Here is a 14217-nt window from a genome sequence, read left to right on the forward strand (position 1 = left end):
CTTCTTTTTCTCAAAAACACGTCAAAAACCGACCGCACTTTATGTGTTTTTTCTCGCCTTAACAAACAACAATACCGGGCGATGTTGTAAATCTTTAAACTCATCCTGCCATTGCGGTTGGTCTGCAAGCATTGGCTCCGCCATTTGCTCAATGTGAAAACCAGCAGAAATCAAATTGTTGATGATGGTCGCAGTGGTGCGGTGATAGGTAGTGAAAGGCTGTTTAAACCAGTTGCGTTGGCGTTCGCCTTCATCACGATAGAAATTGAGACGATAGGCGAGTTGGCGTTTTTGTGCGTCTTTTTCCCAACGCTCACCGCCTTGATAACAGGTCACAATGGGATGCTCTTGAGAGAAAACCAATTGTCCGTTTGGTTTCAGTTTGGCATGAATTTTTGCTAATAAGGCAGGAAAATCCTGCACATAATGAAAAGCAAAAGAACTGGTGATTAAATCAAAACCTCCCTCATTTAACTGATCTAAACGCTCCATGGGAGCTTGCTCCAGTAAAAAGTGCGGTCGAAATTCTGCAAGATTTTTTGCTGCCTGTTGCAACATGGCTTGGGACAAATCTATACCGGCAACAAATGCGGCACCCCGTTCTAAATAGCGCTTGAGATGTTCTCCGCAACCACAGCCTAAATCTAAAATACGCTTATCTGACACGTCGCCGACTAAGCCCAACATGGTGGGCTTTTCGACGATTTCATTTAAGCTGTTCGGGTTACTGCGCAGTTTCTGGTACAGGTCGAAAAAACCGTCCTTGTCATACACGCTTTGCTTGTCTTGCATATTATCCTTTGAAATCAGCAATCCAACCGAGCTGCAATGCTACTTGCGCAAAGATGTTTAATAAACCGAATAAAATCACAAAATACACCATGAAGTTACCGCCATGTACGCGATAGGTGGCATTCGGGAATTTTTTACGGCTCGCTTTTGCCAACAATGCCGGCACAATGGCAGCCCAAATCGTGGCGGCTAAACCCGCGTAACCGATAGCAATAACGAAGCCGAACGGGAATTGCAAACTCAGCAATAACGGCGGCAGGAAAGTGACTAATGTCGTTTTCGTGCGTCCTAAGCGGCTGTCATCGAATTTACATAAGTCAGCGATGTAATCGAATAAGCCTAAGGTGACACCAAGGAAAGAACTGGCGATAGCCATGTAGGCAAAGAAATTCAAAATAATCCCAATGTAATCCGTTTGGATGTATTTGTTCAAAGCTTCTAATAAGGCCGCTACATCACCGCCTTTGGCGATGACCGGTGCAAACTCGGCTCGCGGTAAGTTACCTTGAACGGCAAGCTGCCATAAAATATAAATAATCAACGCCAAACCGGTACCAAGGAAAATGGATTTCATCACGCGCTTGCCGTCACGATCATAGTATTTCACCAAACTCGGGACGTTGCCGTGGAAACCAAATGACACCAAACACACCGGAAGTGCGGTCAAAATATAAGGTAAATATTGCTGTTCGCCCTGTGCCACTGTATTAAGCAACACATCGGCTTTCACCGAACTCAACAAACCGGAGGTAGAAAGGAAGAAAGAAATGATCATACCGGCAATTAACACCGTACTAAAACGGTCAACCGCTTTGGTAGAGAACCACACAAACGCCGCCAACACAAAACAGAAAATCAAGGAGCCTGCAGTGCGCCCCACTTCCACGTTTTCACCTAACTGATTCAGGAAACTTTCCGTGATGCTGCCACCGGAAGTGATGTAAGCATAAGTAAGTATGTAAAGCACAAAGGCGACGGACAAGCCGTTAATCACATTCCAGCCTTTGCCCAATAAATCGGTCACAATCGTATCGAAACTGGCACCGGTCGGATAATGTAAATTGGCTTCTAAAATCATTAAGCCCGACGTAGTCATACAAAACCAGGTGTAAATCAGAATCGCAATTGAACCAAAAAACCAAACACCGGCAGTGGATGTTGGGTTGGCAAGCATACCGGCACCAATTGCCGTACCTGCAATAATCATTGCGCCACCGAGTAAGGAAGGGCGTTTTTGTGTTGTCATTGTAAAGTCCTCTCTTTGAAATTTTGGACTATTATAATAGTACAAGAATAAAAGACAACCGGATTTTATTATGTCATTTTCCCTCAACTCGACAAATGAAGCCGATTACCGCTATAATTGCGACGTTTATTTAACTCACAAGAAGGAATAACAAATGGGCTTAGAAAGCGTACCAGCAGGTAAAGAATTACCAGATGACATCTATGTTGTTATTGAAATCCCTGCAAACTCCGATCCAATCAAATACGAAGTTGACAAAGAAACCGGCACATTATTTGTAGACCGTTTCATGGCAACCGCCATGTTCTATCCGGCAAACTACGGTTATGTGAACAACACCTTATCTTCTGATGGCGACCCTGTTGACGTATTAGTGCCAACACCGTATCCGTTACAACCGGGCTCCGTTATTCGTTGCCGTCCGGTAGGTGTGTTGAAAATGACCGATGAAGCCGGTGGCGATGCGAAAGTCGTTGCGGTACCGCACACTAAATTAAGCAAAGAATACGACCATATCAAAGACGTGGGCGATTTACCGGAATTATTAAAAGCACAAATTAAACACTTCTTCGAAAGCTACAAAGCGTTAGAAGCAGGTAAATGGGTGAAAGTCGAAGGATGGGAAGGCGTTGACGCAGCGCGTAAAGAAATCCTTGATTCATTTGAACGTGCGAAAAAATAATAAAAACAATCTCAAAACAGGACCGCACCTTTAAAAAGTGCGGTCTTTTTTACACACGAATCCACGAGGGAAAATCTATGTTCAAATTTGGTAAAACATTAGCATTCATCTCCATCATCGGTATTTTAAGTGCTTGTGCCGACTCCGCTTCAATCAACCAACAAGCGGCAATGGGCTATCGTCAAATGATCACTGAAGCAAAAGCGAAAGGACAATTGGATAGCCAATCTAGAACCGCTCAACGCGTACACAAAATTTTCAACAAAATGGCACCTTATGCCAATGAGGAAAATCACACCGGTCAGCCGTTTAACTGGCAAATCGAAGTGATTAAATCGAAAGAACTGAATGCTTGGGCAATGCCGGGCGGTAAAATGGCGTTTTATACCGGTTTAGTAGAAAGCTTGAACCTCACGGATGATGAAATCGCGACAGTGATGGGGCATGAAATGGCTCACGCCTTAAAAGAACATGGTAAAAAGAAAGCCAATATGGGGCAATTCACTGACGTACTTGCCGGCGTTGCACACGTTGCGTTATCCACTCAGATCGGTTCTGATGGTAGCGCTATTGTCGTTGGTTTAACCAAAGACTGGGCGTTAGATAAACCTTATTCCCGTAGTGCCGAAACAGAAGCGGATGAAGTCGGTTTATTATTAATGGCCAAATCCGGTTACAACCCACAAGCAGCACCGGGATTATGGGACAAAATGCAAAAAGCGTCTAAAGGTTCACAAAGTGTGTTGGATAAACTCAGTTCCACCCACCCAAGCGACAAAGATCGCCAAGAAAACTTATTACGCCTCATGCCGGAAGCAATGGCGCTCTATCAGAAAAGCAAACACAGCTAATTTTCTGCATTAAGAGGCAATAAAAAGTACGGTCAAAAATTTATTTATTTTTTGACCGCACTTTTATTTGTAAGAAAGAAATTATCTCAGATTGAAACTGATCGGCACCGTAATACTGGAAGAAACACCTGCAGGACGAGGGCCGATAGAACGAGCACTGCCCACAGCTTTTAATGCGGCACTATCCAAATCCTCAACACCGGAGCTTTTCACTACACTAGCACCGCTGATACTACCATCGGCTGCAATTGAGAAGGACACGGTGACAACACCTTGTTTACGCATCATTTGTGCACGTGCCGGATAACGTTTATGTTTTTCAATCTCACGTCGAACGGCTGACAAATAAGCATCTCTCTCACTGCCGCCCACGCCATTACCAACCAAATTCGGATTGGTCGTATTTGCCGGACCAGTAGTGGTTGCCTTAGAGTTAACGGACGCATTGGATTCAACAGTTCGATCACCTACCACCGCATCAGTTTTTGGTTTCGGTTTATCCTTTGGCTTCTCTTTTGGTTTTTCTTTCGGTTTTTCTTTTGGTTTCTCTTTCGGCTTTTCAGGCTCTTTCGGTTTTTCAACCTTAGGTGGTTCCGGTTTTAATGTTGGGTCTTCCACCATTTCCTGTTTTTCCGGCTCTGGTGCTTTTTCCACCACCGGTGGCGTGTCCGCTTCCACCATCGCCATAAGCATCTCCATAGAAATACTGGTAGAAATTTCGCCGGTTGCGCTATTTGCCGTTGTATCTGTTTTCGTTAAATGGCTCCAAAACAACACAAGGACAATAATGGCATGAATAACAACAGATAACAGGAAACTTAACAGCGAACGTTTGGCATTCTGCATTCAGACTCTCCTACTGCGCTGCCGATTTTGTTTCTGCATTGCCCTTTTGTGGAGCGGCAGGTGTTGCCAACGGAGCATCTGTCGATTTTGATTTTTCGCCGCCTTTAGTTGCCACAATGGCAACATCTTTAATCTCATTTTTTGCCAATAAATCAGTTACTGACACGAAATCTTGGAAAGTAGCGCCAGCGTCAATTTTCAACGTCACTTTTTGGGTTTTATCCCAAGCAGAAATTTCTGTTTCTAACGATTCCAAGCTGGTCGGTTTGTCGTTAAAGAATACTTCCCCTTCAGCAGTCACCGTCAATAATTTCGCCAACTCACTGGATTTAAATGCCACAGAAGAACTGGCTTTCGGCACATTCACTTGGATTTTCCCTTGAGAAATGAAAGACGCCGTAATCAATACGATGGCAAGCAACACCAACATAATATCAATGAACGGGATAATGTTGATTTCATCAAACTTTTTCACGGTGATTCCTTATACTTCGGTATCTTCTTTATTCTTTTGAGAATGTAATACTTTCCATTTCAAACGGTTAACTTCTACTTTACGACCTAAGGCGTTATAGAAAATCATGGAAGGAATTGCCACAAGAATCCCAAGTGCGGTCGCTTTTAACGCTAAAGATAAGTGCATCATGATTTCGCCGGCATTGACATCACCACCGGATTGACCAATTTGGTAGAACGTTAAAAGGATCCCAATTACCGTTCCCAATAACCCCACGTAAGGCGCATTCGCACCAACGGTGGAAATCACAGTAAGGTTGCGATTTAAATCAATTTCAAGAGCGTGAATCGTAGAATATTGGTTGACTTTAACACGAGATAAAAAGAAGAAACGCTCGATTACCATGGCGAGCATTAAGATGCTCATAAATAACAATAAACCGATGATGATGTAATCACTGTAATTGTGTAAAAATTCAAAAATTTGTGGCATTTGTTTTCCCTTAGACGAGGTGCTTAAAATATAAAAAAGAAGGAGATAAATCACACTCCTTTTACAACTGATAATGAATCGCATTAATTATAAGAATCTTCCATCGTTTGTAAATTAAAATTTAGCAATAAAAAAAGCGATGAAGACACTTCATCGCTTTAATTTGATTTAAGTCAGATTTTAGAGCTTAACTACTTTCGCTTGTTTAATCATGTTGTCACTCACTTCCAAAATAGTCACTCGCAATCCATTCACTTCACAAACAGTGCCTTCTTCAGGAATTTCTTCCAAATGCTCCAAAATCAAACCGTTAAATGTACGCGCATCTTCGGTGTCTAAATTCCAATTAAACATTTTATTTAAATCGCGCAAATTGGCAGAACCCTCAATAATCATCGAACCATCAGATTGCTGTACAACTTCTTCATCAATTGTCGGCGCGTTAGATGTGGTGAAATCTCCCACGATTTCTTCCAAAATGTCTTCCAAGGTAACCAAACCTTTAATATCGCCATATTCATCCACCACCAAGCCGATACGCTCTTTTTTATTACGGAAATTAGCTAATTGTGTCTTCAAAGCCGTGCCTTCAGGAATGAAATACACTTCATCGGCAGCACGGATCAAGGTTTCTTTGGTAAATTCATTTTTTTCCAGTAACAAACGAAACGCTTCACGCACACGCAAAATACCGAGCACGTTTTCGTCCATACTGCCTTTATACAACACCACGCGGTTATGTGCCGCATGATTGAGCTGGCGCATAATAGATTTCCAGTCATCATCAATATCAATGCCGCCGATTTCATTGCGTGGCACCATGATGTCATCCACGGTAACGGTTTCCATATCCAAAATAGACAGCAACATTTGCGGATGTTGCTCATCCGGTGTCGCTTCCCCCGCTTCGGAAACGATGCTGCGCAATTCTTCGCGGCTAATGACTTGTTTTTTCAAATCCGGTTTTAAGCCCACCAAACGCATTAAAAATTTGGTTAATACATTCATCACCCAAACTAAAGGAGCAAAAACTTTGAGTAATGGGGTTAATAGATGGCTCGAGGTCAACCCCACTTTTTCCGGGTGCATCGCTGCCACCGTTTTGGGGAAAATTTCAGAGAAAATCAACATCACGAACGTTAATGCACCGGTGGCAATCGCCACACCGGCATCACCATATAATCGCATCCCAATCACGGTCGCAATCGCCGAGGCACTAATATTCACAAGGTTATTAAAGATAAGAATAAAACTCAGTAGTTTGTCCGGTTTGGCAAGCAACATCTCCGCTTTTTTGGCGCCTTTATTGCCCTGCTCTGCTAAAAAACGCAGGCGATATTTATTTAAAGAAAGCAAACCTGTTTCAGAACCGGAAAAATAGGCAGAAAGGACTAAACAGGCAATTAAAATGATAAATAACGTACTAAGGGGAATACTATCCAAAGTGAAATCCTTATATTGACTTAAAAATAAAAAAGGCGGGAAAAACTCACCGCACTTTTTTCTCATTTACTGATATTACACAATCAGACGACTACCGAAATAAGCAATCGTGAGCAAAATCATACCTGAAATTGCATAAATAATCATCTTTTTTCCACGCCAGCGGTAGTGCTTATAGCCTAAAATCGCAATGCCGAATACAATCCAGCCGAATAACGAAAATAAACCTTTATGAATATTATCCGGCGTCATGGCGTTAACCAAATGAAAGGTGCCGGAGATGAGGGTGAATGTCATCAATACTTCGCCACTGACCAATAAACGGAAAAAATGACGCTCTACTGTCATAAGCGGCGGCACCATTGGTGAAAAAGTCATCTTTTTGCTTTTCAAACGACGATCAAGCCAGACCAATTGAATCGCATACAGAGTCGCGATACAGCACACGGCATAAGCAAAAATCGATAAGCCGATATGAAAAAGCATAGACGTATTTTGGTTCAATAATTGAATAATGTGGCTTGGAAGAAAAGTGGCATAAATCAAATTAATAATGGAAAAACAATAAACAATCGGTAACACAAACCACATGGTGTTGACGCGCAACATGGCTAACGTGGCAAGTATAGCAATCATGACACTCATCAATGAAGCCACTTCCATAATGCTGAAATTCTGCCCTTCTGCCAAGTTTCCCAATAGCGGGAAAGTGCTAATAAGGTGAAAAACCACCGCCAAAAGTGCGGTCAAAAAAAACTGTGTTTTTTTAGTTTTAACATCGGCTCCCGCCACTTGCGAGGTTAATAAAATGGGAGCAATGCGTAACACACTGATGAGGTAAAAAAGAATTGATAAAACAGCAAACCACATAATTGTTCTTCCTTTGTTTTGTTGGCGTTTTATTCTAACGAGATCAAGCTAAAATCGCCACGACTTTATTTGACGTGAAAATGCGCGGAATTTCAGTATAATGAACGGCATTTTACCGATGATACCTTTCCGATTTAACCACAGGAAATATTATGTTTGAGAATTTATCCGATCGTCTTTCCAAAACCTTACGCAATATTAGCGGTCGAGGTCGTTTAACCGAAGATAACATTAAAGAAACCTTGCGCGAAGTTCGCATGGCATTGTTAGAAGCTGATGTGGCGTTGCCGGTCGTGCGCGATTTTATTAACAATGTAAAAGAACGTGCCATTGGGGTGGAAGTCAATAAAAGCCTTACCCCGGGACAAGAATTCGTCAAAATCGTCCAAGCCGAATTAGAAGCGGCGATGGGTGAAGCCAACGAAAGTTTAAATCTGGCTACCCAACCGCCTGCCGTGATTTTAATGGCGGGTCTGCAAGGAGCAGGGAAAACCACCAGCGTGGGTAAACTGGCCAAATTTCTGCGTGAACGTCATAAGAAAAAAGTGCTTGTTGTTTCTGCCGACGTCTATCGTCCGGCGGCGATTAAGCAATTAGAAACCCTCGCTCAAGGGGGTAATGTCGATTTCTTCCCGTCAGATGTGAAACAAAAGCCGGTAGATATTGCGAAAGCCGCGTTGGCAGACGCGAAATTAAAATTCTACGATGTGCTGATCGTGGATACCGCCGGTCGTTTGCACGTTGATAGTGAAATGATGGATGAAATCAAGCAGATTCACGCAGTGTTAAATCCAATTGAAACACTCTTCACCGTGGATGCTATGACCGGTCAAGATGCCGCGAATACGGCAAAAGCCTTTAATGAAGCCTTACCGCTTACCGGTGTCATTCTCACCAAAGTGGATGGCGATGCTCGTGGCGGTGCCGCACTATCGATTCGTCAAATCACCGGCAAGCCGATTAAATTCCTCGGGGTGGGTGAAAAAACCGATGCATTAGAACCCTTCCATCCGGATCGTGTGGCGTCACGTATTCTTGGCATGGGTGATGTGCTTTCCTTAATTGAAGATTTAGAACGTTCCGTTGACCGTGAAAAAGCGGAAAAAATGGCGCAAAAATTCAAAAAGGGCGACGATTTCACCTTAGAAGATTTCCGCGAACAATTACGCGAAATGAAAAAAATGGGTGGCATGATGTCCATGTTGGAAAAATTACCAGGCGCTAAAAACCTGCCGGATCATGTGAAAAATCAGGTGGACGACAAAATGTTCAACAAACTCGAAGCCATCATCAATTCCATGACCTTAAAAGAACGCGCGAATCCGGACATCATCAAAGGCTCTCGCCGTCGTCGCATTGCTCTTGGTTCCGGCACGCAGGTGCAAGATGTAAACAAGCTACTCAAACAATTTGACGAAATGCAACGCATGATGAAGAAAATGCGTAAAGGCGGTATGGCCAAAATGATGCGTGGCATGCAAGGCTTAATGGGCGGCGGGCTCGGCGGATTAGGCGGAATGTTTAGACGTTAACTCAGACGCAAAGAAAAAGCCATCTAAAGGAAGATGACTTTTTTATTAACAAATAATTTAAGAAACCAAAGTGCGGTCGAGAAAAATAATGTTTTTTATGACCGTACTTTTATTATTCTGTTTCTTAACTTTCGTTGTGTTCTTTCTCTTCTACTTTTGTCACGGCACCGTTAATCGTTAAGCAAATTTCCGTTGAAATCAGATGGGTTAGAATCTCTGCTAATACATGCAATTTTTCGGTATTTGCACTGCCGCTTTCATTGAAATAGCCTTGGTCTTTTAAACTATTCGTAAAGGCTGAGAAAACCGCTTTATCAAAGAATTCAGGTGCATTAATGCCATGTAGGACAGACAACCGTTGTGCCACAGACTGACTTTCTTTTTCCAAATCTGCACGGGAAATCAATGGATTATTTTGCAGTAAATTCACTGTAATGTAATAGCGTTGTAAGATTTCACGTACACCGGCAGACCAAAGTTGCAACATCCGAATATTCGGCTTATTGATTGTCAGCATATTCTCACTGTGCTTAATAATATTTTGGCGTTGAAATTCGTTAATGATTTGCTCTACACGCTGTACGATCTGATTTTCTTCCGTAAAATGCAAGAATAATTCGCTACGCAAGAACGGGTAAATCTTAAGCACGGCATCTAACACTAAATCCTTTTGAATACCTTCGTAATGCAACACAATACTTGCGACCAAGGATGGCAACACAAATAAGTGTTGAATGTTATTGCGGTAGTAGGTCATTAACACGGCTGAAGAACGTTCCAAACGGACAATTTCACCGAAGTTGTCTTTCTCCACCAAAATACCGACTCGATCCAGACTTAACACATGATCCAGCATAATTTCCGGTTTTTCAGCCGGAACAACAATATCGTCAGAATATGGTACGTTTTGCAATAATTGTTGATAACTGGAAAGTTGCTCTAACAATTGCTCACGAGAAAGTGCACGTTGACGGGAAGACAATAATGCCGTGCCGGTTAAGTTCATCGCATTCACTGCTGCGGCTTTATTAATGTTCACCATTACTTGATGAGAAACCGCATCGACAGCTTTGTTAAACCATTGCGGGCGATCTTCCGGTGGCTCTTTCCATTCCGGGAAGTTTTGATTTAAATAAGCATTTAACGTAATAGGCTCACCAAAATTCACATAGCCTTTGCCCAAATTACGCAATTTTTTAATCACACGTAATACCAAGCCGGCATTTTCTTTTTCTTTCGCCGCACCACGTAATTCTTTGGCGTAAGTGTCCACTTCTAAAACGTGTTCATACCCCACATACACCGGCACAACCGTAATCGGTCGGCTCTGTTGTTGCTGTAATGCCTGTAATGTCATGGACATCATACCGGTTTTTGGTGCAAGTAAACGCCCCGTACGTGAACGCCCACCTTCAATAAAGTATTCCACCGCATACCCACGATGGAACAACTCCGACAAATATTCACGGAAAATCGTAGAATATAAGCGGTTACCTTTAAAGGTTCGACGAATGAAAAATGCCCCACCACGGCGGAACATCCCACCAACCGGCCAGAAATTAAGGTTAATTCCTGCGGCAATATGCGGAGTCACCAAACCTTGGTGATATAACACATAGGAAAGCAATAAATAGTCAATGTGGCTACGATGACAAGGCACGTACACGATTTCATGGCCTTCTAACGCCAGTTTACGCACGCGATCCGCATTCTCTACTTGAATTCCTTGATACAATTTGTTCCACAACCAACGCAAGAAACGATCCGCTACACGTAAACTTTCATAGCTCACATTCGCCGCAATTTCATCCAGAATCTTTTCAGCTTCTTTATACGCTTTCTCTTTACTGATGTTCTTACTTTTCGCTTCGTCTTCGATTGCCGCTAAAATCACCGGCAGTTGCAATAATTTATTGAACATGGCTTGGCGATTTGGCAAGCGCGGACCGGTCGCCGAAATTCGCTGCTTAGCAAAATGCATTTTGGCTACACGAGCTAATTTTTGTGCAATTTTCTGATCAAATCCATGTTCACGAGTCATATAACGTAAAGACACCGCTTGAGAGAAACGCACAAAGGTGTCACGTCCAAACCATAATGCCGCGACTGTTTTTTGTAGCCCGTTTAACAAACGTAAGTTTGGCAAGCCCGTTTGATCTTCACGCCCCGGAGCTCTTCCCCATAACACCGAAACAGGAATTAACTGCACGTCTAAATCCGGTGAAGTGCGGTGCAATTCCAAATATTTATTGAAAACAGTGATCGTTTCTTTTTTGGCGCCTTTCGATTTAAAAAAACGGCGACCTTCATCTAAAAAAACAAAGCGAGGTAATAAATTGCCATTAATTTCATTTTGTTCTAAAGGATCCGGCAAGCCCACACTCAAACAGTTTTTACGGAAAATCACAAAATCGGTTTGTGATGTATAAGGCAACACATAAACGATAGGTTGGGAAATATTTAGTTCTAGTTCTTCAATAGGATGATGAGGAATCGGATTATTTTTTACTAAAATCGACAATGGCAATTCAAGTAATTTCCGGTAAGCATTCAGAAAACCAGCCATAATAAATGTCCTTGTATAATTAACGTTATTTCACATACTTTGTGCAAAATTGGCGCTAGTTTAGCATAAAAACTTCATAGAATTAGTGACGAACAACACAATTCTAGGATAAGCCTCTGATTCGATTTATATTTCAACAAAAGAAAGGTTGCGCCCCAAGTTTTTCTGTATATAATACCAGTTAATTATGTATAAAATAACAGGGTGATTTTATGAAACCACTTACAGCTCGGCAACAGGAAGTTTATGATTTTCTGAAACACCATCTTGAAACAACCGGCATGCCACCAACTCGGGCGGAGATCTCTAAAGAATTGGGATTTCGCTCTCCAAATGCGGCTGAAGAACATTTAAAAGCATTGGCAAAGAAAGGCGTGATTGAAATTGTCTCCGGCACATCCCGTGGTATTCGCTTATTGCTTGAAGATAATGGGCAAGAAGAACCGGGATTACCGTTAATCGGGCGCGTAGCCGCGGGTGAACCGATTTTAGCGGAACAGCATATTGAAGGCACATATCATGTTGATCCGACTATGTTTAAACCACAAGCGGATTTTCTACTCAAAGTTTATGGTCAATCCATGAAAGACATCGGCATTTTGGACGGTGACTTATTAGCCGTCCACAGCACCAAGGACGTACGCAACGGACAAGTTGTCGTTGCCCGCATTGAAGACGAAGTCACAGTAAAACGTTTGGAGCGCAAAGGTTCAACGGTTTATTTACATGCCGAGAACGAGGAATTTGCCCCGATTGTCGTGGATTTGACTCAACCGACGCAATTCGAAATTGAGGGTATCGCTGTCGGCATTATTCGTAATAATGCTTGGATGTAAAAACACCGGAAAAATCGACCGCACTTTTCTTGCAAAAACCAGCTTTCCGTGTATAATTTGCGCCCTCAGTCACATCCGAATTAGTTCCTTGCTTCCACAAGATTGGTGACTGGTCTTACGTTGGAGGCTGATTAACCCGTAAGGAGCAGTAATGCGTCACTACGAAATCGTGTTTATGGTTCATCCGGACCAAAGCGAGCAAGTACCGGGCATGATTGAACGTTACACCGGTTCTGTAAAAGAAGCCGGCGGTCAAATTCATCGCCTAGAAGATTGGGGTCGCCGTCAATTAGCATACCCAATTAACAAATTACATAAAGCACACTATGTGCTTATGAATGTAGAAGCGCCTCAACAAGTAATCGACGAGCTAGAAACGACTTTCCGTTATAACGATGCTGTATTGCGCAGCCTTGTTATTCACACTAAGCACGCCGTAACCGAAGCGTCCCCAATGGTTAAAGCAAAAGATGATCGTAAAGCTTTAACTGAAGTTGAATCCAACGATTTTGAGGATGCTGAAGAGTAATTTGAACATTGAAAACCGTTTATCCATTATTGGTATCGTTACCGGTAATCTTAGACGGCGCAAAAGCCCAAACGGAATCGAACATTGCCAATTTTTATTGGAACATCGTTCAAACCAAGTGGAAGCCAATTTAAGCAGACAAGCTTGGTGCAAAATTCCGGTTCAGGTAAGCGGCAATCAATTAGTAGAAAAAACTCAAGGCATTACGGTCGGCAACAAAGTCTTAATTCAAGGTTTTCTAACCACCCATCAGTTAAATAATGGGTCAACGCAATTAGTCTTACATGCCGAGCAAATCGAATTTATAGATTAGGAGACCAGCCAAATGGCACGTTATTTCCGTCGTCGTAAGTTCTGCCGTTTCACAGCGGAAAATGTTGTTGAAATCGATTACAAAGATATCGCTACATTAAAGAACTACATTTCTGAAAGCGGCAAAATTGTACCAAGCCGCATTACCGGTACTCGTGCGAAGTACCAACGCCAATTAGCTCGCGCAATCAAACGCGCTCGTTATTTAGCGTTATTACCTTACTCTGACACGCATCATCACTAAGAAGGGGAAGGTCAAATGCAAGTAATTCTTTTAGATAAAATTGCACACTTAGGTAAAGTGGGCGATCAAGTAAATGTTAAATCCGGCTATGCACGTAACTTCTTAATCCCACAAGGTAAAGCAGTTATGGCAACCGCAGCTAACATTGAACACTTTGAAGCACGTCGTGCAGAATTAGAAGAAAAAGCAGCACAAGCATTAGCCGCTGCTGTTGACCGCGCAGCACGCTTAGAAGCATTAGGTTCTGTAACCATCGCGTCTAAAGCAGGTGACGAAGGTCGTTTATTCGGTTCTATCGGTACCCGTGACATCGCTGATGCAATCACTGCAAAAGGCGTTGAAGTGGCGAAAAGTGAAGTTCGTTTACCAAACGGTTTAATCCGTACTCTTGGTGAACATGAAGTAACTTTCCAATTCCATGGCGAAGTTTTCTCTCACTTGAACGTGATTATCGTTGCTGAATAATTCAGTGCGAAAAGAAAAACCCGGCTATCCTGCCGGGTTTTTTATTTGACACTA

16 protein-coding genes are annotated in these 14217 nt (G+C 42.5%); 8 read left to right on the top strand and 8 right to left on the bottom strand.

Going from position 1 to position 14217, the window contains the following annotated elements; all coding sequences use genetic code 11:
- Positions 1-39 precede the first annotated feature (39 nt).
- Positions 40-792 (bottom strand): class I SAM-dependent methyltransferase, encoded by a 753-nt coding sequence (locus AC30SH_RS07700; RefSeq protein WP_212510331.1) that lies wholly within the window; start codon positions 790-792, stop codon positions 40-42.
- Position 793: 1 nt separating this feature from the next.
- The gene (gene mtr, locus AC30SH_RS07705; RefSeq protein ID WP_314885859.1) at positions 794-2038 is read right to left on the bottom strand and encodes a tryptophan permease; all 1245 of its coding nucleotides are present in this window, start codon (positions 2036-2038) and stop codon (positions 794-796) included.
- A gap of 154 nt (positions 2039-2192) precedes the next feature.
- On the opposite strand from mtr, the gene ppa reads away from it, so the two are divergent.
- A complete protein-coding gene (ppa, locus tag AC30SH_RS07710) occupies positions 2193-2720 on the top strand; it encodes an inorganic diphosphatase (protein ID WP_006716839.1) in 528 nt (175 codons plus the stop codon).
- A gap of 77 nt (positions 2721-2797) precedes the next feature.
- Positions 2798-3571: a M48 family metallopeptidase gene (locus AC30SH_RS07715; protein ID WP_314885861.1), complete on the top strand. Its 774-nt coding sequence runs from the start codon at positions 2798-2800 to the stop codon at positions 3569-3571.
- 81 nt (positions 3572-3652) lie between these two features.
- Here the strand turns inward: AC30SH_RS07715 and AC30SH_RS07720 are convergent, their stop codons facing one another.
- The 5 genes from AC30SH_RS07720 to AC30SH_RS07740 form a co-directional block, all read right to left on the bottom strand.
- On the bottom strand, positions 3653-4417 hold the full coding sequence (locus AC30SH_RS07720) for an energy transducer TonB (protein ID WP_212510328.1): 765 nt from the start codon (positions 4415-4417) through the stop codon (positions 3653-3655).
- Between the two features lie 10 nt (positions 4418-4427).
- Positions 4428-4892 carry a TonB system transport protein ExbD gene (exbD, locus tag AC30SH_RS07725; RefSeq protein ID WP_212510327.1) on the bottom strand — a complete coding sequence of 155 codons (465 nt, stop codon included), beginning with the start codon at positions 4890-4892 and terminating at the stop codon, positions 4428-4430.
- A 9-nt stretch (positions 4893-4901) separates the two neighbouring features.
- Positions 4902-5366: a TonB-system energizer ExbB gene (gene exbB, locus AC30SH_RS07730; protein WP_489582340.1), complete on the bottom strand. Its 465-nt coding sequence runs from the start codon at positions 5364-5366 to the stop codon at positions 4902-4904.
- Positions 5367-5546: 180 nt separating this feature from the next.
- On the bottom strand, positions 5547-6809 hold the full coding sequence (locus tag AC30SH_RS07735; protein ID WP_212510326.1) for an HlyC/CorC family transporter: 1263 nt from the start codon (positions 6807-6809) through the stop codon (positions 5547-5549).
- Positions 6810-6884: 75 nt separating this feature from the next.
- Positions 6885-7679 (bottom strand): cytochrome C assembly family protein, encoded by a 795-nt coding sequence (locus tag AC30SH_RS07740; protein ID WP_048750000.1) that lies wholly within the window; start codon positions 7677-7679, stop codon positions 6885-6887.
- A gap of 152 nt (positions 7680-7831) precedes the next feature.
- Here AC30SH_RS07740 and ffh point away from each other — a divergent pair, with 152 nt between their 5' ends.
- Positions 7832-9211, top strand: coding sequence for a signal recognition particle protein (gene ffh, locus AC30SH_RS07745; RefSeq protein WP_212510325.1), 1380 nt, complete (start codon positions 7832-7834; stop codon positions 9209-9211).
- A 124-nt stretch (positions 9212-9335) separates the two neighbouring features.
- Here ffh and plsB read toward each other — a convergent pair whose 3' ends face one another.
- A complete protein-coding gene (gene plsB, locus AC30SH_RS07750; protein ID WP_212510324.1) occupies positions 9336-11777 on the bottom strand; it encodes a glycerol-3-phosphate 1-O-acyltransferase PlsB in 2442 nt (813 codons plus the stop codon).
- A 212-nt stretch (positions 11778-11989) separates the two neighbouring features.
- Between plsB and lexA the strand changes: the two genes are divergently transcribed.
- The 5 genes from lexA (at position 11990) to rplI (ending at position 14163) form a co-directional block, all read left to right on the top strand.
- Positions 11990-12613 carry a transcriptional repressor LexA gene (gene lexA / locus AC30SH_RS07755; protein ID WP_006716824.1) on the top strand — a complete coding sequence of 208 codons (624 nt, stop codon included), beginning with the start codon at positions 11990-11992 and terminating at the stop codon, positions 12611-12613.
- A gap of 151 nt (positions 12614-12764) precedes the next feature.
- A complete protein-coding gene (rpsF, locus tag AC30SH_RS07760; RefSeq protein ID WP_005555822.1) occupies positions 12765-13142 on the top strand; it encodes a 30S ribosomal protein S6 in 378 nt (125 codons plus the stop codon).
- Positions 13129-13455 carry a primosomal replication protein N gene (gene priB, locus AC30SH_RS07765; RefSeq protein WP_109432648.1) on the top strand — a complete coding sequence of 109 codons (327 nt, stop codon included), beginning with the start codon at positions 13129-13131 and terminating at the stop codon, positions 13453-13455. The genes rpsF and priB overlap by 14 nt, the downstream gene beginning before the upstream one ends.
- 12 nt (positions 13456-13467) lie before the next feature.
- Entirely contained in the window at positions 13468-13698 is a 231-nt protein-coding gene (rpsR, locus tag AC30SH_RS07770; RefSeq protein WP_005541294.1) for a 30S ribosomal protein S18, read from the top strand.
- A gap of 15 nt (positions 13699-13713) precedes the next feature.
- A complete protein-coding gene (rplI, locus tag AC30SH_RS07775) occupies positions 13714-14163 on the top strand; it encodes a 50S ribosomal protein L9 (protein WP_006716790.1) in 450 nt (149 codons plus the stop codon).
- Positions 14164-14217: the final 54 nt, after the last annotated feature.

Source organism: Aggregatibacter sp. HK296 (assembly GCF_980469475.1).

What these genes read in the sequence shown, in the direction of transcription:
- AC30SH_RS07740 (WP_048750000.1), bottom strand. Translation starts at nt 7,679, where the DNA reads ATGTGGTTTGCTGTTTTATCAATTCTTTTTTACCTCATCAGTGTGTTA.
- exbB (WP_489582340.1), bottom strand. Translation starts at nt 5,366, where the DNA reads ATGCCACAAATTTTTGAATTTTTACACAATTACAGTGATTACATCATC.
- plsB (WP_212510324.1), bottom strand. Translation starts at nt 11,777, where the DNA reads ATGGCTGGTTTTCTGAATGCTTACCGGAAATTACTTGAATTGCCATTG.
- mtr (WP_314885859.1), bottom strand. Translation starts at nt 2,038, where the DNA reads ATGACAACACAAAAACGCCCTTCCTTACTCGGTGGCGCAATGATTATT.
- lexA (WP_006716824.1), top strand. Translation starts at nt 11,990, where the DNA reads ATGAAACCACTTACAGCTCGGCAACAGGAAGTTTATGATTTTCTGAAA.
- rpsF (WP_005555822.1), top strand. Translation starts at nt 12,765, where the DNA reads ATGCGTCACTACGAAATCGTGTTTATGGTTCATCCGGACCAAAGCGAG.
- AC30SH_RS07715 (WP_314885861.1), top strand. Translation starts at nt 2,798, where the DNA reads ATGTTCAAATTTGGTAAAACATTAGCATTCATCTCCATCATCGGTATT.
- priB (WP_109432648.1), top strand. Translation starts at nt 13,129, where the DNA reads ATGCTGAAGAGTAATTTGAACATTGAAAACCGTTTATCCATTATTGGT.
- AC30SH_RS07720 (WP_212510328.1), bottom strand. Translation starts at nt 4,417, where the DNA reads ATGCAGAATGCCAAACGTTCGCTGTTAAGTTTCCTGTTATCTGTTGTT.
- rplI (WP_006716790.1), top strand. Translation starts at nt 13,714, where the DNA reads ATGCAAGTAATTCTTTTAGATAAAATTGCACACTTAGGTAAAGTGGGC.
- AC30SH_RS07700 (WP_212510331.1), bottom strand. Translation starts at nt 792, where the DNA reads ATGCAAGACAAGCAAAGCGTGTATGACAAGGACGGTTTTTTCGACCTG.
- rpsR (WP_005541294.1), top strand. Translation starts at nt 13,468, where the DNA reads ATGGCACGTTATTTCCGTCGTCGTAAGTTCTGCCGTTTCACAGCGGAA.
- ffh (WP_212510325.1), top strand. Translation starts at nt 7,832, where the DNA reads ATGTTTGAGAATTTATCCGATCGTCTTTCCAAAACCTTACGCAATATT.
- ppa (WP_006716839.1), top strand. Translation starts at nt 2,193, where the DNA reads ATGGGCTTAGAAAGCGTACCAGCAGGTAAAGAATTACCAGATGACATC.